At 64.5% G+C, this 17,031-nt stretch carries 19 protein-coding genes and 1 pseudogene; 14 read left to right on the forward strand and 6 right to left on the reverse strand.

The window, feature by feature from the left end; translation table 11 throughout:
• Positions 1 to 160 precede the first annotated feature (160 nt).
• The 13 genes and pseudogenes from CLV29_RS13510 to CLV29_RS13570 all read left to right on the forward strand — a co-directional run bounded on the left by CLV29_RS13510 (position 161) and on the right by CLV29_RS13570 (position 10,197).
• Positions 161 to 1,399: a glycosyltransferase gene (locus CLV29_RS13510; protein WP_243831931.1), complete on the forward strand. Its 1,239-nt coding sequence runs from the start codon at positions 161 to 163 to the stop codon at positions 1,397 to 1,399.
• Positions 1,396 to 2,178 carry a PIG-L deacetylase family protein gene (locus CLV29_RS13515; RefSeq protein ID WP_208292957.1) on the forward strand — a complete coding sequence of 261 codons (783 nt, stop codon included), beginning with the start codon at positions 1,396 to 1,398 and terminating at the stop codon, positions 2,176 to 2,178. The genes CLV29_RS13510 and CLV29_RS13515 overlap by 4 nt, the downstream gene beginning before the upstream one ends.
• Complete coding sequence (locus CLV29_RS13520) at positions 2,178 to 3,134, forward strand: DNA polymerase domain-containing protein (RefSeq protein WP_133755592.1); 957 nt, start codon at positions 2,178 to 2,180, stop codon at positions 3,132 to 3,134. The genes CLV29_RS13515 and CLV29_RS13520 overlap by 1 nt, the downstream gene beginning before the upstream one ends.
• 197 nt (positions 3,135 to 3,331) lie before the next feature.
• A pseudogene (locus tag CLV29_RS17235) lies at positions 3,332 to 3,816 on the forward strand (transposase); the annotation flags it as partial.
• 38 nt (positions 3,817 to 3,854) lie between these two features.
• Positions 3,855 to 4,226 carry a DUF6188 family protein gene (locus tag CLV29_RS13530; RefSeq protein ID WP_133755593.1) on the forward strand — a complete coding sequence of 124 codons (372 nt, stop codon included), beginning with the start codon at positions 3,855 to 3,857 and terminating at the stop codon, positions 4,224 to 4,226.
• Positions 4,227 to 5,015: 789 nt separating this feature from the next.
• On the forward strand, positions 5,016 to 5,486 hold the full coding sequence (locus tag CLV29_RS13535) for a DUF4265 domain-containing protein (RefSeq protein WP_166649277.1): 471 nt from the start codon (positions 5,016 to 5,018) through the stop codon (positions 5,484 to 5,486).
• A gap of 266 nt (positions 5,487 to 5,752) precedes the next feature.
• A complete protein-coding gene (locus CLV29_RS13540) occupies positions 5,753 to 6,142 on the forward strand; it encodes a polymorphic toxin type 44 domain-containing protein (RefSeq protein WP_279586492.1) in 390 nt (129 codons plus the stop codon).
• Between the two features lie 19 nt (positions 6,143 to 6,161).
• On the forward strand, positions 6,162 to 6,668 hold the full coding sequence (locus tag CLV29_RS13545; RefSeq protein ID WP_133755596.1) for a hypothetical protein: 507 nt from the start codon (positions 6,162 to 6,164) through the stop codon (positions 6,666 to 6,668).
• 215 nt (positions 6,669 to 6,883) lie between these two features.
• A complete protein-coding gene (locus CLV29_RS13550; protein WP_208292959.1) occupies positions 6,884 to 7,432 on the forward strand; it encodes an RNA 2'-phosphotransferase in 549 nt (182 codons plus the stop codon).
• 234 nt (positions 7,433 to 7,666) lie between these two features.
• Positions 7,667 to 8,083: a hypothetical protein gene (locus CLV29_RS13555; protein ID WP_133755598.1), complete on the forward strand. Its 417-nt coding sequence runs from the start codon at positions 7,667 to 7,669 to the stop codon at positions 8,081 to 8,083.
• A gap of 45 nt (positions 8,084 to 8,128) precedes the next feature.
• Complete coding sequence (locus tag CLV29_RS13560) at positions 8,129 to 8,419, forward strand: hypothetical protein (protein WP_133755599.1); 291 nt, start codon at positions 8,129 to 8,131, stop codon at positions 8,417 to 8,419.
• Between the two features lie 70 nt (positions 8,420 to 8,489).
• A complete protein-coding gene (locus CLV29_RS13565) occupies positions 8,490 to 9,497 on the forward strand; it encodes a helix-turn-helix transcriptional regulator (protein ID WP_133755600.1) in 1,008 nt (335 codons plus the stop codon).
• A 34-nt stretch (positions 9,498 to 9,531) separates the two neighbouring features.
• Entirely contained in the window at positions 9,532 to 10,197 is a 666-nt protein-coding gene (locus CLV29_RS13570) for a SanA/YdcF family protein (protein ID WP_133755601.1), read from the forward strand.
• A gap of 8 nt (positions 10,198 to 10,205) precedes the next feature.
• Here the strand turns inward: CLV29_RS13570 and CLV29_RS13575 are convergent, their stop codons facing one another.
• The 4 genes from CLV29_RS13575 to CLV29_RS13590 form a co-directional block, all read right to left on the reverse strand.
• On the reverse strand, positions 10,206 to 11,099 hold the full coding sequence (locus CLV29_RS13575; RefSeq protein WP_133755602.1) for a siderophore-interacting protein: 894 nt from the start codon (positions 11,097 to 11,099) through the stop codon (positions 10,206 to 10,208).
• The gene (locus CLV29_RS13580; protein WP_133755603.1) at positions 11,096 to 11,338 is read right to left on the reverse strand and encodes a hypothetical protein; all 243 of its coding nucleotides are present in this window, start codon (positions 11,336 to 11,338) and stop codon (positions 11,096 to 11,098) included. Before CLV29_RS13580 ends, CLV29_RS13575 begins: the two co-directional genes overlap by 4 nt.
• Before the next feature lie 14 nt (positions 11,339 to 11,352).
• Positions 11,353 to 12,072, reverse strand: coding sequence for an ABC transporter substrate-binding protein (locus tag CLV29_RS13585; protein ID WP_133755604.1), 720 nt, complete (start codon positions 12,070 to 12,072; stop codon positions 11,353 to 11,355).
• A 151-nt stretch (positions 12,073 to 12,223) separates the two neighbouring features.
• Positions 12,224 to 13,048: an aldo/keto reductase gene (locus tag CLV29_RS13590; protein WP_133755605.1), complete on the reverse strand. Its 825-nt coding sequence runs from the start codon at positions 13,046 to 13,048 to the stop codon at positions 12,224 to 12,226.
• A 246-nt stretch (positions 13,049 to 13,294) separates the two neighbouring features.
• Here CLV29_RS13590 and CLV29_RS13595 point away from each other — a divergent pair, with 246 nt between their 5' ends.
• A complete protein-coding gene (locus CLV29_RS13595; RefSeq protein ID WP_133755606.1) occupies positions 13,295 to 14,314 on the forward strand; it encodes a hypothetical protein in 1,020 nt (339 codons plus the stop codon).
• A 4-nt stretch (positions 14,315 to 14,318) separates the two neighbouring features.
• Here the strand turns inward: CLV29_RS13595 and CLV29_RS13600 are convergent, their stop codons facing one another.
• Both CLV29_RS13600 and CLV29_RS13605 read right to left on the reverse strand, forming a co-directional pair.
• On the reverse strand, positions 14,319 to 15,692 hold the full coding sequence (locus tag CLV29_RS13600) for a cryptochrome/photolyase family protein (RefSeq protein WP_133755607.1): 1,374 nt from the start codon (positions 15,690 to 15,692) through the stop codon (positions 14,319 to 14,321).
• Between the two features lie 47 nt (positions 15,693 to 15,739).
• Positions 15,740 to 17,005, reverse strand: coding sequence for an alpha-hydroxy acid oxidase (locus CLV29_RS13605; RefSeq protein ID WP_133755608.1), 1,266 nt, complete (start codon positions 17,003 to 17,005; stop codon positions 15,740 to 15,742).
• Positions 17,006 to 17,031 lie beyond the last annotated feature (26 nt).

The following is a 17,031-nucleotide window of genomic DNA, read 5'->3' on the forward strand; positions in this document are numbered from 1 at the left end:
CACAGGTGCTGCGGGCGGGCTCAGCCTACGAGGAAGCCGCCGACCGGTGCGTCCGGCGGCTGGCACCGGTCCGAAGGCACGGTCCGGTCGGCCCGAACAGGCCGTTGGCCACCGATCGGCCGGGACGGTCGATCACATGATCTGCGGCTAGGGTCGGTGCGTGCACATCGAGGACAGACCGCTGCGCCTGGCGTACGTGTCGATGCACACCTCGCCCGATGATCGGCCCGGGTCCGGTGATGCCGGCGGGATGAACGTGGTCGAGCTGCATCAGGCCTATGCCTTGGCCGAGCTGGGCCACAACGTCGAGCTGATCACCCGCCGCAGCGGGGCCGACCAGCGGGAGCTGTTGGAGCTGCGACCCGGGGTGACCCTGCGTCGGGTGACGGCCGGGCCGGCCGAACCGGTGGCGAAGTCCCGGCAGAACGAGTTGATCGGGGTGTTCTCCGAGCAGCTGGACGCGATCGCCGACACCGGATGGGACCTGATCCATTCCCAGCACTGGATGTCCGGGGTGGCCGCGCTCCCGGTGGCGCGCCGGCTCGGGATCCCGCATGTGCAGAGTTTCCATTCGGTGGCGGCACTGCCCGGTGCGTCGTTGGCTGCCGGCGAACCCCCCGAATCACCGGACCGGATCGCCGGGGAGTCGAAGATCGCCCGCGAATCGGATCTGGTGATCGCGGTCAGCGGGAACGAGGCGAACACGATCATCAGTCGCTGTGGTGCTGCCCCGGCTCGGACGGTGATCGTCCGGCCCGGTGTGGACACGGAGATGTTCGGTCCCGATGGTGAGCTTTTCGACTGGGCGACGATCGGGGTGAGGGAGGTCCCGTCGACCGGGGTGGCGGTCTTCGCCGCCCGGTTGCAACCGCTGAAGGGCGCAGATCTCGCCATCCGTGCCATCGCCCGGATGCCGTCGCAGCTGCGGCCGCGGTTGGTGCTGGCCGGGGACACCTCGGCCGATCATCAGGGTTATGCCGATGACCTGGTCTCGTTGATCGCGGAGGAACGGCTGGCCGGGCAGGTGGTGTTCACCGGTCCGCAGGAGCGGGTCGATCTGGCCCGGATGCTCCGGTCGGCGACGGTGACCATGGTGCCGTCGTATTCGGAGACTTTCGGGCTGATCGCCTTGGAGTCCTTGGCCAGTGGCACCCCGGTCGCCATCTGGGCCGGTGCGGGTGGACTGAACGAGGTCGTCGACGACGACTCCGGACTGGTCTTCGGTGACCGTGATCCGGAGCACTGGGCGCGCGGCCTGGCGGCGTTGTTGGCCGACAGTGACCGCTATCGGGCGATGGTGGCCAGCGGGTTGCATCGGGCCGGTCGATTCACCTGGCCCGGGGCGGCACAACGGTTGACCGCGGCCTATCGACATCTTCTGGGATGGGGACATACATGAGTCAGCAGCCATCGGCGGGTGCGTCGATGATCAACCGGGCCGAGCCGTTCGTCGGTGTGCAGCGGGTGCTCTTCCTGCATGCGCATCCCGATGACGAGACGATCGCCACCGGAGCCTTGATCGCCGCCCTGAACGATGCCGGGGTCGAGGTCTTCCTGCTCACCGCTACCCGGGGTGAACAGGGTGAGATCGTCGCCGGGTCATTGCCGCCGGAGCTGACCGGTGCGGAGTTGAGTGCGGCCCGCGGCGCCGAACTGGCAGCCGCACTGGATGCGCTCGGCGGAGTGCAACACGCCTATCTCGGCGAACCGCCCGCCCGCGCCGAATCGGCGCCACCACGGCAGTACGCCGATTCGGGTATGGAATGGATGCCGAACGGCCTGGCCGGCCCGGGACCGGACAGCGGACCGGATGCCTTGACCAGTGCCGCCGAGGAGGAGGTGCTGGCCGATCTGCGGGCCATGATCGACTTCGCCCAGCCGGATCTGATCATCACCTACGACGAGATCGGCGGGTACGGACATCCTGATCATGTCCGGTTGCACACCGCCGGGCTACGGGCCGGCCGTGAGGCCGGGGTGCCGGTGGCCGAGATCCTGGATTCGAGCCAGGTGGGGGAGGGGACTCACTGGTTCGAGTTGGACGGGTATCGCGATGTGCTGGTTGAGGCCTTGCGGTGTCACCGGAGCCAGCTCAGTGTCGTCGGTGATCACATCGTGCATGTGGGCGGGCAACCCGACGAGATCCGTACCCGGATCGGGTTGCGTCGGATCGACTGATGGCCGGGCGGCGCCAGCAGGTCGACGATGTCCGCGACGGGGTCGAACTGACCAGTCTGGACAGTGAGCTGTACGACGGCGCCGGAGCGACCAAGCGGGAACTGGTCGACTATCTCGATGCCATCGCCGACCTCTTGGTGCCGCAACTGGCCGGGCGGCCCCTGACGGTGATGCGTGCTCGTGGTGGGCAGCAGCCGTTCATGCAGAAGAACCTGCCGAAGCACGCCCCGCAGTGGATTCCGACCGTCGAGATCTGGTCGAACGCCTCCCAGCGGATGGTGCGCTACCCGTTCTGTGCCGACCGGCGGACTTTGTTGTGGTTCGCCAACCAGTGGGCGGTGGAGTTCCATCCGACGCTGCTGATCTGGCCCGATCGGGTCGACTGCCTGCTGATCGATCTCGATCCGCCCGAGCAACTCGGCTTCGATGCGGTGATCACTGCGGCGATGGTGGTACGTCAGGTACTGGATCGCTGGCAGTTGCCGTCGGTGATCAAGACCAGCGGCTCGAAGGGAGTGCACATCGCCGTGCCGGTGACCGGGGTGGACATCGACGATGCGGCGGCTGCCACCCGGGCCCTGGCCGAACAGGTGGCCCAGGCCGATCCGTCGGTGGCGACGACACAGTTCCTGCGGTCGGAGCGTGGTGAGCGGGTGTTCGTCGACAGCAGCCGGGCGGGCGGCGCCAGTGTCGCGTCGGTCTGGAGCCCACGTGTGCGGCCCGGCCTGCCGGTCTCGTTCCCGGTCGCCTGGGAGCGGTTGTCCTCGATCGCACCGGGACAGTTCACCCTGCGTACCGCGCTGAACCTGTTGCCGCAGGCCGGGCCCTTGGCGGAGGCCTTCTCCGCACCGGTGGCCGTACCGGAGGAATTGATCGCTCGCGGCCGGGAGATCCCGCCAGGTCGGGTCCAGGCGATGAATACCGGGAAACGGCGCAACCGGGGATCCGGTAGCTGATCAAGTAGTTCGCCGTGGGTACTCGGCGGTCGACCGGCAACTTTGAGATTCGCTGTTGATACCCTTTTATGTGTTGCTAAGTCTTTGCTTAGACGGCTGGCCCCCCGAGCGAGCCCCCAAATCTAGGACTCGCGATGGGGACTGCTGCATGAGTAGGTGACATCTGATCGGTGGTGTCGTGAGGTGCTGCTGGAAGGATGTGTATCGTGCCGAAGCCATATCCCAAGGAGTTCCGTGAGGACGTCGTCCGGGTTGCTCGTGGCCGTGAGCCGGGGACCCGTCTGGTCGACGTCGCGTCCGATTTCGGGATCAGTGAGACGTGTCTGGCGAACTGGTTGAAGGCCGCTGATGTCGAGGACGGGCTCAAGCCCGAGACGACCTCTGCGGAGAACGCCGAGCTGCGTGAGGCGAGGAGGCGGATCCGGTTGTTTGAGCAGGAGAACGAGGTCCTGCGCCGTGCTGCGGCGTATCTGTCGCAGGCGAATCTTCCGGGAAATGATCTACCCGCTCGTCCGTGGGCTGGGTCGAAACCCATCGCGCGAACGCCCTGTTCGACGCCCACCGCGACGACCCCGAGTTCGGTTACCGGTTCCTCACCGGCGAGGGGAAGCTCTACCTTTGCGCGGTCAAGGACGCGTTCTCGAACCGCATCGCTGGCTACTCGACCGACTCGCGAATGAAGCCTGACGGTTCCTTCAATCTTCCAGCAGGATGGTGACTATGATCGACCTCGGAATATCCGGACTGGTGGCCTCTTTTACTGCCGAATATTCCCTGGCTTTCGAACTAATTGGGGGGGTGGCGATAAGGATAGAAACCGAATGTGTCGTAGCGGGAACTGGTGTTCAAGCAGCAACGCTGGATGTGGGTAGTGGTGGGCTTGAGGAGAAGTGGAGAGTTTTCTTCAGTCGCAGGGAGGTTGAACGGGTTTGTGTCGATCGTGATTTCGGGTCCTTGATGATGGAGTTCGATTCAGGCTGGATCCTGAAGGTATTGCCAAGCGGGGACTTTGAGGCTTGGATGGTGGCTTGGCCTGACAGTGCAGTCTTAGTCGCGCTACCGGGCGGAGGTACGTCCTACTGGAGCGCTTGATGGCCCGGTCGGACAGGGTGAACATCCGCGACCGAAGACCTGTCAGCGCGTCGGTCGTATCCTTACGGTGAGGTCCGCGGTCCGCAAACCGGGTCGGTATCGAACAAGGGCCCTGGCCAACGGCCGCAACGATCCGGCTGTCGGAATCACCCGGATCGGCACCCGTGACTAGACCCCGCCACGGGCCGCTGCTTGACCCCCGGATCCGTTGCTCGATCCGTCGAGTCCCAACCAGTGGAATGCCTACTCCTACGGCAACGCTAACCCCGTCTCCAAGCCGCCGGATTCGACCGGACTCCGACCCGACGACGGCAACATGGGTACGCCCAAGGCTTATCGGAGGAGCGTCGCAAGCACCGTCAGACGCAACTACACCAGATACAACTACCAACGCAGTCGTGGCCGCAACGAACACCACGCATATCAGAATTCTTGGTCCAAGCAGAGCAGTCGCTCTTACTGGAGGCAACGAGAATCAGCCTGGACAAAGCGTGGACCGGTAAAACTTTCCCGTCCTTACGCGTATGGGGAACCGCGCCGGGTTACGCTCAAGCAGGGAAAGTTGTCGGTAGCGCAAGGACAATTTGGGACCAAGTTGGGGCTTCCTGTTAGGGCAAGTGGGGGGACGCCGCAATGGTATAGAGGCTTCAGTGAGTCCGTCGACAACTTCCGTAAAGCGAGTATTGAGAATGGTCAGACGAACTGTGCACACTGTAATGCATCGAAAGGTAATCGTGATGTTCCTAAAACTCCCCCTGAGGGACTTAAGGGTCTATGGCCTGCGGGGTGGTGGCCAAATTGAGTAACAAGGAAGCTACGCACTCGAGTCCAATATGGCGAGATCGATCCAATTTCATAATAGCGGCAAAGTTTCAGATTGATGACGAGACGTTTACCGAACAGTTGTGGGCGAGACAGATCGATGAATATACGTTTGAGGTTTGCTGTATCCCGTTTCTTGTGTACGATCTGGCACTCGGTGACGTCGTGGAGACCAATCATGAATACGTCGTCAAGCGAGTGCTATCCCGTTCTGGTCGATACGTATTTAGGGTCATATTTGCAGGAACAAACGCCTTCAATAGCGATAGGGTAGTGTTCGCCCTTCTAGAGTTGGGTGCGCTGATTGAGTATTCGTCAAGCAACGTTATATCGGTTGACTGCGTGCCTTCGCGTGCACAGGATGTTGCCAAGATCCTGTCTGCAGAGGAGCAGGCAGAGCGACTGATCTACGAGACCGGTAAGAAAGTGCAGGACTGACGGTGTAGTCGGGCCAGGGGGGTGGGGAATCACCGGTCCGGTCGAGCTTGCCAACCAGGCATCCCCACCGGCGGGTGGGGTCGCCACCACCACGTTGGTCGACGCCCGCGGGAATGTTACTGCGTTGCGCCGCTCGCACGCGCCGACAGCGATGACGACCACCGCACGGGCAAACCGGCCGAAACGTCGACCCTGTCCTACATGGGCAGGGGCAGCGGAAGATCATCTTCGGGTTGCAGGTGTTCGGCAGTCCTTGCGTGCCACGGGTGAATTGGTGCGCCCCGGTTAGTGGATGGGATCACAAACTAAAGCTTGAACGGATGACAGGCACCCACCGGACGGGGGTGCCGGGTGGTGGGCGGAAAGCATTGAACTATGACGTGTGGTCAAATATTCACTATGGTTACATCGGTTCAGTCGCGGGCTTTTCGGAGAAGGCGCTGTCTGAGGGCGCCGCGAGCTCCCTGGCTGGGCGTGATGATGCTGGAGACCAGCTGTCGATCCGTATCGGGGTGAGTTTGTACCGCCGCTATGGCGCGGGTGGCGTCTCTGATGCTCAGCTCGCTGCCGCGATCCGGGAGAATTTGACCCGCCCCGACTGGAACGACGTTGACCGCAATACGAGCAAAGTGAGGCCGTGGAATGACTTGGCGTAGGGCAGTCGCGGCTTCGAGCGTGGCACTTCTTGTCAGTGGCGTGATACTGACGGTATTGCCGTGGGGTTCTCCACGTGGGGTTCCGACCGAGCAGGTGCTCGATCAGCTGATCAGTCAGGACCCGGACTATGACGGTATCCGTCGCTCAGAGCCCGGGTACAGGCAGTACTCGTTACGCCAGGAGGGTGTGATGATCGTAAGTTTTCATGGGCCTTACAAAAATCCGATCCAGACCTGGAGTGCACTCCAAGGGATTGCCTTCGAGGGCCCGAACGGGCCAGAGGTGAGCGAGTTCTCTGTCGTGAATGGTGTCGCTGGGTCGGAGGTCGTCGGAGATTTTTGCAAGGACGGCCAGTGCGACACGTGGGCGATCTACAGCTCATTCGATGACGTGGTGTTGTATGCCAGCTACGTGACCTCCCCTGAACGGACATCGGCGGATGAGGCGGCGCAGCGGGTATGTTCTACGTGGCGGGCATTGGAGTTGGTGCAGGAGTGTGACGATCTGGAGTTTGTGTCGAAGTAGGCCCTCCAGGATCACCGAATCGGTCGTGGTCAGGTGAAGGACCACTTGGACCGGGAAACCGAGGCAAGCTCCCATTACGCGGCCTCCTCTTTGAGACGATCATCGACCGTCCGCACGCGCCGGCAGCGATGACGACCACCGCACCGGGCAAAGCGGCCGAAACGTCTACTCTGTCCTATGGCCCATGTCGAGTGGCTTTCGGAAGAGTTCCTGTCGTGACCGTTGGAGATGTCGATCTGAGCCGAGCTGCTTCTCATGCGTTTCGTCACGAACCTTGGGTCTATGAGCTCGAGCTTGACGAAGAGGGCTGGGTGCCGGTTGACCAACTGCTTGCAGCCCTGAACGAGAAGGGTGGCGCTTGGCGGTCGGTGGGCCGACCGGCGCTGCGTCAGATGCTGAGGTCTGCGACTAAGCGCCGCCACGAACTTCGTGACGACCGCATTCGGGCGCTCTATGGTCACTCGGTGCCGGGTCGGATCCAGCGCGAAGAAGCGGCTCCGCCCGGACTGCTGTTCCACGGCACTGCGCCGGAGACATGGCGGCAACTACAGATCAACGGCTTGCTCCCGATGGGGCGTCAGTTTGTGCACCTCTCAGTGGACCGGGAGACCGCTGCATCGGTCGGTGGAGAAAGAGTTCCCATCCGATCATTTTTTCCATTGGCTCCTGCAGCAGTGTTGTCCGGCGCAAAAGTCTACCAAGGAAACGAGCTTGTCTGGCTGGCTGATGCCGTCTCGGCGCAGTTTATCCTCCCAACAACGTGATCGGGTTCGGGAAGTTGTGGCGAAACCACGCGTGGTGGGGGAAGTGACCGAGATGACTGAACGTTCGTTAGAAATGCCGGCAATTGCCGAACGTGGAAGTGAGGCCGATGCGTGACTAGGAAAACAGCGGTTATCTCGGCTGGGGTTGCAGCCACCTTGCTCGCCGGTGTACTTGTGGCTGCACTTCCGTGGGGTCCGCAGGGTGAAATGCCGTCAGAGCAGGAGCTTGATCGAATGGTGGCCGAGTTGCCAGGATTCCACGAGATTTCGCGTTCGGCTCCCGGAATGCGGCAGTACTCGCCGGGTCCTGACGAATATCGAAACTTCGAGTTTCTGGGGCGGTATGTGAATCCGATTCAAGCCTGGTTCATGAGTGAGTTCGCGCAATCCCCCGATGGTCCGGAGGACACGGAGTTCAATGCTTCGAATGGTCCGCTGGGGATGACGGTTGTCGCTGATTACTGCGAAGGGGATGGGTGCGCAGCTTGGGCTACGTACGCTCCGCTGAACAACTTGGTTGTTTACGTCGACGTCGTGGCAGGGCCGAATCGGTTGGCTTCGGCGGATGAGGCTGCGCAACAGGTATGCGCTTCGTGGCGGGCGTTGGAGTTGGTGCAGGAGTGTGACGATCTGGAGTTTGTGCCGAAGTAGGCCCTCCAGGATCAGCGAATCGGTCGTAGTCAGGTGAAGGACCACATGGACCGGGAAACCGGGGCAAGCTCCATCATCTACAACACCGAGGACGGTCAGGTCGCAGTGTACGGAACGCATTGCGAGGCGGAGACCTGTGCGCGGTGGGACGCCGTGTTTCGTGAAGGGCTGACGATCTATCAGGTTGGCTGGAGTTTGCCGAGTGCTCGGGCGATGGGCATGCAGGAGTTCTTGGATCAGACCTGCGTGGTGTGGGTGGCCGGGTTGGATGTTCCCGAGTGTGATTCATGGGCAGGTGCACTCCGGTTGGAAGAGGTGTATCCAGGGTTCTATTAGCCGGCTGGGCCAAGACGCGCGACCGACGACCAGGACCGTTTCTGTCCTCGAAGACTGTCATCCTTCTCCCATGTCGGACACCACCAGCCGCGCACTCACCTTGCTGAACCTGTTGCAGACCCATCGTCACTGGACCGGCCCGGAGCTGGCGGGCCGGCTCGGCGTCACCGAGCGGACGATCCGGCGCGATGTGGACCGTCTGCGCGAGCTGGGTTACCGGGTCGAGTCGGTACCGGGCGCGCTCGGTGGCTATCGGCTGGAGGGCGGTACGGCGGTGCCCCCGCTGCTGCTGACCGATGCCGAGGCGGTCGCCATCGCCATCGGTCTGCGGGTGGCGGCGACCCAACGCCTGATCGACGGCCCGGAGACCACCCTCAGCGCGCTGGCGAAGGTGGAGCAGGTGCTGCCGGCCCGCCTGCGTACCCAGGTCAACGCCTTGGCCAGCGCCGTCCAACCCGCCGGTCTCGGCCAGGGGACGGCGGTCTCCACCGAGGTCCTGGCCGAGCTCGCCATGGCATGCCGAGATCGCGAACGGGTCCGCTTCCGCTACGTCTCCGCCGCTGGTACGCAGACCGAGCGGCGGGTCGAACCGCACACCCTGGCACCCGCCGACCGCCACTGGTACCTGCTCTGTTTCGACCTCGACCGCGATGACTGGCGCACCTTCCGGGTGGATCGGTTGAGCGAGGTCTTCCACACCCGGTTGACCTTCCAGCGCCGGGACCTGAGCCCCGAAATGGTGGCGGACTTCCTCCAGGTGGCTCGTGCCTGGCAACGCCAACCCGTGGAGACCGAGGTGGTGATGGAACTGCCCCTGGACCAGGTGAAGGAGCACTTCGGCCATTGGGCGCAAGGCGCCAGTGAGGAGTCCGCCGACCGTACCCGCTGGCCGGTGGGCGGGGCCGATTTCCGGGAGACCATGTACGGAATGAGCTGGATTCCTGCCGGTGTCGGCTACCGCACCGATCTGGCCGAACCGGCACGCTCGGAGCTTCGCGAGGTGCTGGTACGGATGCTCGCCGCGCTGGACGCACCCGCGCCCGAGCCCGCCCGGGCGAAGGATCGACCCGTCGGCTGATGGGGAACGTGCCGGGAGCGCCTATCCTTTTCCCGTGTCGCGCCAAGTCCGTCGCCGTCGCCGGCCCGGGCGTACCGCGGCGGCAGTGTTGCTTGCGCTCTTCTGTCTGACCATGACGCCCTGGGTGGTCGTGCAATTCGGCAGCCAGGGTCGCGTGCTCAACGTCGCCGAAGCCCCCGACGACTCGGTCGGGGTGGTGCTCGGCGCCGCCGTCTGGTCCGGTGGTGTCCCCTCCCCGTTCCTGCAGGGCCGCCTCGACCAGGCGACAACCCTGTGGGAGCAGGGAAAGTTGTCGACGGTGATCGTCTCGGGCAATTCCGAGCCGTACTACAGCGAGCCGGCCGCGATGAAGGACACCTTGATCGCCCAGGGGGTGCCGGCGGAGGTGATCATCGAGGATCCGGCCGGATATGACACCTACGACACCTGCGTCCGGGCGAAGGAGGTCTACGGCTACGACCAGGTCGTGTTGATCAGCCAGTACTACCACCTGCCTCGCGCGGTCACGACCTGTCGGCTGGTCGGCGTCGACGCGATCGCGGTCGGTGATGCCAGCGTGCGGGACAACTCCCGTACCTGGTGGTACGGCGAACTGCGCGAGATCCCGGCAGCCTGGAAGATGTTGCTGGATGTCGCTGTCCGCCGGCAGCCGGAGCTCGGCCGGGCCGATCCGGTCACCGGGGAGATCGAGCCGAACTGACTGCGGGCTCAAAGACCCAGGCGCTCCAGTTCGGCGATGTAGTCGTCCTCGATCTCGTCGGCGTCCCGTGACTCGTCGGACCACATGTCCAGCAGATGCTGTTTGGTGGCGGCGGGCAGGCTCTCGTACCGATCACGCCACTGTTCGGCATTCTCCGTCCAGTAGCCCATCACCTTGTAGGCGCCGTTCGGCAGCGCCTTCTCGTGGCGGAGGAGTTTGCGGACCGCCCGGGTGGTCTTCGCCTCCCCGGCGACCCAGATGTAACCCGGGCCGTCCGGCAACGCCGCTGCCTCCACGATCGCTCCCAGCTGGGACGGTCCGTGCCCGTTGCCGCCGAGGACGAGGTGCAGGTCGATACCGGCAGGTACGTCGATCGCAACCCGGTCGGCCTCGTCGGACACCTCGAGGACGACCCGGGTACGGACTCCCGGCGGGGCGAGTTCGACCAGCCGCGCCGCCGCCGGCAGACCGGTGGCATCGGCCACGAGCAGCTGCCAGCCGATGCCCTCGGGAGCGTCGTAGAGGGGATGGGGTGTGTTCACGCCGACGACGTCGCCGGGTTTCGCCCGTAGCGCCCAGGTCGCCGCGATACCGCCGTCGTGCACGACGAAGTCGATCGTCAGCTCCCGGCGGGTTTCATCCCACGCGCGCACCGTGTAGGTACGCATCGGCGAGGGGGTGACGCCGTCGGGGTACTCCCAGCCGCGGTCGCCGCTCGGCGCGGGCAGGACCGGCTCGGTGGATCCCGGTTCGGGGAAGAAGATGCGCAGGTACTCATCACCCACCCCGGAGGTGACGAACCCGTCGAGACCCTCCCCGCCGAGCACGATCCGGAGGAACGACGGGGACAGCCGGGTTGCCCGCTGGACGATGCAGCGATGGACCAGGTTGATCTCGCTCATCCGAGCAGAGCCTCCTCCACGATCGTCAGGAAGGCGTCCTGGCCACTGGGGGAGCCGTACTGCATCTCGTAGTTGTAGGGCACGATGTTCTCCTGTTGCACTGCCGGGATCTGGGTCCACAGTTCGTTCGAGCTGAGGCCTTCGTTGTCCAGCAGGCTGACGCTGCCGTCCTCCTGCCGGCCGGTGAAGATGATGTCGACATCGTCGAGTTCACCGTAGTTCTCCGCTGCCAGTTCCACCCCGTCGGACGAAATCAGCCCGTCCTCGGCCCCGCCACCTCAGCGGTGCGCAGTCCGAGGTCGTCGAAGACCAGCCACGGTACGCCGTTCCACGCCGCAACCCCGGAGCCGTCCTCATCGACCGGGTCCAGTGCGGCGACCACCGGGTCGATGCCGGCGTCGTCCAATCGGGTACGGATGGAGGCCACCCGCTGCTCGTAGGAGGAGTTCCACGCCTGCCACTGTTCCTCCCGCCCGAGGTCGCTGGCGGTCTGCGCGACGGGTTCTCGCCAGTCACCACCGTCGAAGGCGTTGTAGGTGTAGGTGGGTGCGATCTCCTGCAGTTTCGGGTCGAGCTCGGTGTCGTACCCGAGGCCGTTCAGGACAAAATCGGGTTCGGCCGCGGCGACGCCCTCGAAGTTGAACTCGGGGTAGTTCGTGAAGGTCGACAATCCCTCGAGTTCTGCCAGTGGGAAGAAATCGGGGAAGTTGGTGAAGTCGTCGCGTACCGGCTGCGACGAGGCCAGCGGGTAGTCCAGCGTCAGCAGGATGTCGATGTCGGTGGTGTAGAACCCGAGGGCGGCCCGGGGCTCGCTCGGCAGTTCGATGGTCGCACCAGCGGGCGTGCGGATGGTCTGCACCAGGGAGGCGACCGGTTCTTCGGTCGGTTCGGTGCCGGTGCCGGTGGCGCAGGCGGTGAGCAGGGTGATGCTGATAATGCACGTCGCGGCGACGGCAGGGGGGCGATGGCGCATGATGGCTTCCCTCGGGACGACTACCGACCGATCATGACATGAAAAGGCTAGGCTTACCTAATATCGTGCTCGGAATCTCGGTGGCCGAGCCGAACGCGAAGCGGGCGCCGGACCCGAGGGTCCGACGCCCGGCGTCAGTGAGCGGTTCGGCTCATCGCAGGTCGAAGGTGGCGGGGTCGGGACCGACCCGGTTGTCGGCGTTCAGGGCGTCGATCGCACTCAGGTCGTCGGCAGAGAGCTCGAAGTCGAAGATGTCGAAGTTCTCCTCGATCCGCGACGGGGTGGTCGACTTCGGGAACACGATGTACCCCTTCTGCACATGCCAGCGCAGGATCACCTGGGCCGGGGTGCGGCCGAGGGTCTTGGCGAGCTCGGTGATCGTCGGGTTCTCCAGGTCGGCGGACTGGCCGAGCGGGCTCCAGGACTCGATCTTGATCCCGCGATCGGTGCTGTACTTGATCAAGTGTTCGACGGTCAGCGTCGGGTGCACCTCGATCTGGTTCACCGCGGGAATGACGTCGGTGGCATCGATGACGTCGTTCAGATGATCTTCGGTGAAGTTGGAGACACCGATCGATCGGGCCAAGCCGGCCTTCTGCAACTCGACCAGGGATTCCCAGGCCTGCACATGCAGATTCTGTCCGGCGACCGGCCAGTGGATCAGGTACAGGTCGACCGCGTCGAGCCCGAGCTTGCCCAAGCTCTCCTCCAGCGCCGCCCGAGCATCGTCGTGGCGGTTGTTCCACAGCTTGGTGGTGATCCACAGATCCTCACGCGGGATGCCGGATTCGGCGATCGCCTGGCCGACACCCTCCTCATTTCCGTAGATCGCGGCGGTGTCGATGTGGCGGTAGCCCACTTCGAGGGCCTTGGAGACCGCCGGAACGATGTCATCGGTGGAGACCTGGTACACACCGAATCCCAGTTGCGGGATTTCGCGTCCGTCGTTCAGGGTCACGTTCGGGACTTGGCTCATCACTTCTCCTTGTGCGCGGTGCCGACAACCGGTCCGGTTGGCGTACGACCGTTGGTCGTCCTCGCGATCGATCCATCGTGCATCGACCGCCTCACTCCCAACGTAACGACCGCTGCCCGTCGCTGCATTCCCGGGCGGTCGAATCGATTGGGGGAGTTCGCAGGTGAACCGATCGGAGCGGCAATGTTGGCGGAGAACGCGACATGATCGATGACGCCGCAGCCGCTCCTGGCCTACATTCGGGCCATGACCAATCCGCCCTCCCTTTCCCCGGCGGCCCGATCATTCCAGCGGCGAAAACATCTGGGCTGGGGCATCGCGCTGGTGGCCTTGGCACTGCTCGTCGTCCTGGCCGACGGGCCGATCGCTCTTGGCGCCCTGGCCGGTCTCCTCGGTGTTGTGCTTCTGGCCGTGGGGGTGATCGGTGAGCAGAAGGCCAATGCCTACAACCGGCGCGACTGGGCCCTGGCCGAGTCCTTGGCCGGACAGTTCGAGCAGCTGTTGTCCCATGACGGTGGCACCGCCTACGGCGGGGCCCAAGGCGAGTACCGGGTTCAGAATGCGCGGTTGGTGGAGATCGAACGTCACTTCGATTCGCAGACTGCCGGAGCGATCACCGGTGTGCTGCACCATCAGTTGCGGATGTTCGGGTCGACAGTGTCCGGTTCGGTCGGCGTGGGTACGGCGGTCGGCAATCGGAGCGCAGTGGGGGCCTCGGTTTCCTCCGGGTCATTCTCGGGATTGATCAACGGACTCAGCAATGTCGAACTGGGTTTGAGCAGCACCACCCGCAATGACCTGATGGGAGATGCGCTGTTCTCGGTCTTCGAGGCTCCGGACGCGAACGGTCGCTTGGACACACATCGGGTTGTCTCGATGTCTCAGCCCGGCGCAGCGGGTTGGATCAACGACGTGGTGCAGCAGACCGCCCAGCGGTTCGACGGTCAGCGAACCCATTCCGGGGCTACCGTGCTCGGTTTCGGTCCGCGTATCGTGTCCCATTTCGTACCCAAGGACATCTCCTATGTCACAGACCAGTTGCGTGCCCAGCAGAACCGCGACCGCAGTGAACGAGAACTGATTCGGATACGCGGGACCGCGGTAGGGCGGAATGCGATGATCGCCACCTGTCTCTCGGTGGGTGGACGGCCTGAGTTGCGACTGATGCCGATCCAGTTCCCCGCGGTCTACGGAGAAGCGGTGGCGCGGGGGATTGCGCGAGCCGACACCGCACTCAATGGCGTGGTCGCAAACGAACTGCGCTGAACGATCAGCGACGGGCGGCCTCATAGCGGCTGAGCGCCTCGGCCCGCTCCTCGCCATGATCGATGATCGGCTCGGGGTAGCCGCGGGCGTACCCGTCCTCGGCCTTCCACGGTTCATGGACGCGGGCTCCCCGAAGGTGGGCCAGCTCAGGGACCCAGCGACGGACGTAGGTGCCATCGGGGTCGAATTTCTTGCCCTGGGTGATCGGGTTGAACACCCGGAAGTACGGCGACGCGTCGGTGCCTGTACCGGCCACCCACTGCCAACCGTGGTTGTTCGAGGCGATGTCCCCGTCGCGCAGATGCCGCAGGAAGTGCCTCGCCCCGTGCGGCCACCAGAGGTGCAGGTCCTTGCAGAGGAAGCTTGCGGTGACCATCCGGGCGCGGTTGTGCATCCAGCCGGTGGCGACCAGTTGGCGCATCGCGGCATCGACGAAGGGGAACCCGGTACGGCCCTCCTGCCAGGCGAGGAGGCGCTCGTCCGGTTCGTCGTAGGGCATCGTCGACAGCGCGGGTTTCAGGTCCCCCCATGCTGATCGGGGATTGTGGAACAGGACGTCGGCGTAGAACTCGCGCCAGGCGATCTCGGCGCTGAACCGGTCGACATCGGGGGCATCCCCGCGGTGCTCGGACAGGGCATGCAGGATCGTCCGCGGGTGGATCGTCCCGTACTTCAGATGCATCGAGAGCTCCGACGTTCCCCGAAGATCGGCTCGGTCCCGGTTCTGGTCGTAGTTGCCGATACCGGAGTCGAGGAAGTCGGCCAGCAGCTTCCTGCCCGCCTCCTCCGAGCAGGGACCGATCCGCGCCGCCAGTTCCTCATCCTGATCCTCGCCCCTCAGCGGGGAGGTGGGGATCGGGCCTGGATCGTCGACCTGCCGGCACCAGCGCACCTCGGCCGAACCGGCAGGACCGCGCCAACCATGATCGGCCCAGGCCCGGCGGAACGGGGTGAACACCTGGTACGGAGCGCCCGATCCGTTCAGGATTCGCCCCGGGGTGACCGCATAGGGGCTGCCGGTCTCGACCCACGCGAGGTCGTCACCGAGACCGGCCCGGACCTGTCGGTCCCGGCGGCGCCCGAAGGGGGTCGTCTCGGTACTCAGATGGATCGAACCGGCGCCGACCTCGGCGACGAGTTCTCCCAGCACCTGTACCGGATCACCGGTGCGGACCACCAGGGCGTTGTCGGTGGCACGACGCAGGTGGTCCAGGGCATCGAACAGACAGTGGGTACGTACCGGGCCCGCGTGCTCCAGCAGCCGCGGATCGAGTACGAACACCGGCAGCACCGTCGCCGACTCGGCCGCCTGCAACAGTGCCGGGTGATCATCAAGTCGAAGATCGCGCCGGAACCAGAGCAGGGCCGGACCGGTCATCGACCGGCCGGATCGCTCATCGCCACACCCTGCCCACGAGCCACCGTTCAGACATGGGCGCCGACCGAGCTCCCCTGCAGGAGTTCGCGGCGGCCCAGGCGCTGCAACTGGGTGACATGGGACGGGTTCAGCTCCTCGATCGTGCCCACCTGCAACAGCTGCATGGTCCGCACGACCTGGTCGGCAAGGATCTGGATCGCCCGGTCCACACCTTCACGGCCACCGGCCATCAGGCCGTAGAGGTAAGCACGGCCGATCAGGGTGAACTTGGCGCCCATGGCGATGGAGGCCACGATGTCGGCACCGTTCATGATGCCGGTGTCGATCGTCACCTCGGTGTCGGCGCCGACCTCACGGACCACCTCGGGCAACAGGTGGAACGGGATCGGTGCCCGGTCGAGCTGCCGACCACCGTGGTTGGACAAGATGATGCCGTCGACACCGTGACCGGTCAGCTTCTTCGCGTCCTCGACGGTCTGCACCCCCTTCACCACCAGCTTTCCCGGCCACATCCGTCGGATCGTGGCCAGGTCCTCGAAGGAGATGGTCGGGTCGAACATGGTGTTGATCAACTCCGCAACGGTGCCGCCGGTGGCGCTCAGCGAGGCGAACTCCAACGTCGGGGTGGTCAGGAAGTCGATCCACCACCAGGGGCGCGGGATCGCGTTGAGAACGGTCCCCAAGGTGAGCTGCGGCGGGATGGAGAATCCGTTGCGGACATCGCGCAGACGGGCGCCGGCGACCGGGGTGTCGACGGTGAAGAACAAGGTGTCGTACCCGGCTGCGGCTGCCCGCTCGACCAGGCCGTAGCTGCGCTCCCGCTCCTTCATCACGTACAGCTGGAACCAGTTGCGGCCGTTCGGATTGGCCTGCTTCACCGCCTCGATCGAGCAGGTACCCATGGTCGACAGGGTGAACGGAATGCCCGCGGCATCCGCCGCCCCGGCACCGGCGATCTCCCCCTCGGTCTGCATCATCCGGGTGAACCCGGTGGGGGCGATGCCGAACGGCAGGGCCGAGGGTCCGCCGAAGATCGTCGTCGAGGTGTCGACCTTCGAGACATCGTTCAGGATCGCCGGGTGGAACTCGACGTCCTGGAAGGCCTGCCGGGCCCGAGCCAGTGAGATCTCTCCCTCGGCCGAGCCGTCGGTGTAGTCGAAAGGTGCCGCCGGGGTGCGCCGCTTGGCGATCCGGCGCAGGTCCTCGATGGTCAGGGCCTTGGACAGCCGGCGCTTGCGCCCGTCCAGTTCCGGCTTCTTGAACTGCAGCAACTCGAACAGTTCGTCGGGACGGGGGAGCTGACGCTGGACCATGACTCAATTCCTATCGACGGTGACGT

Source organism: Naumannella halotolerans (genome assembly GCF_004364645.1).
GTDB classification, from domain to species: domain Bacteria; phylum Actinomycetota; class Actinomycetes; order Propionibacteriales; family Propionibacteriaceae; genus Naumannella; species Naumannella halotolerans.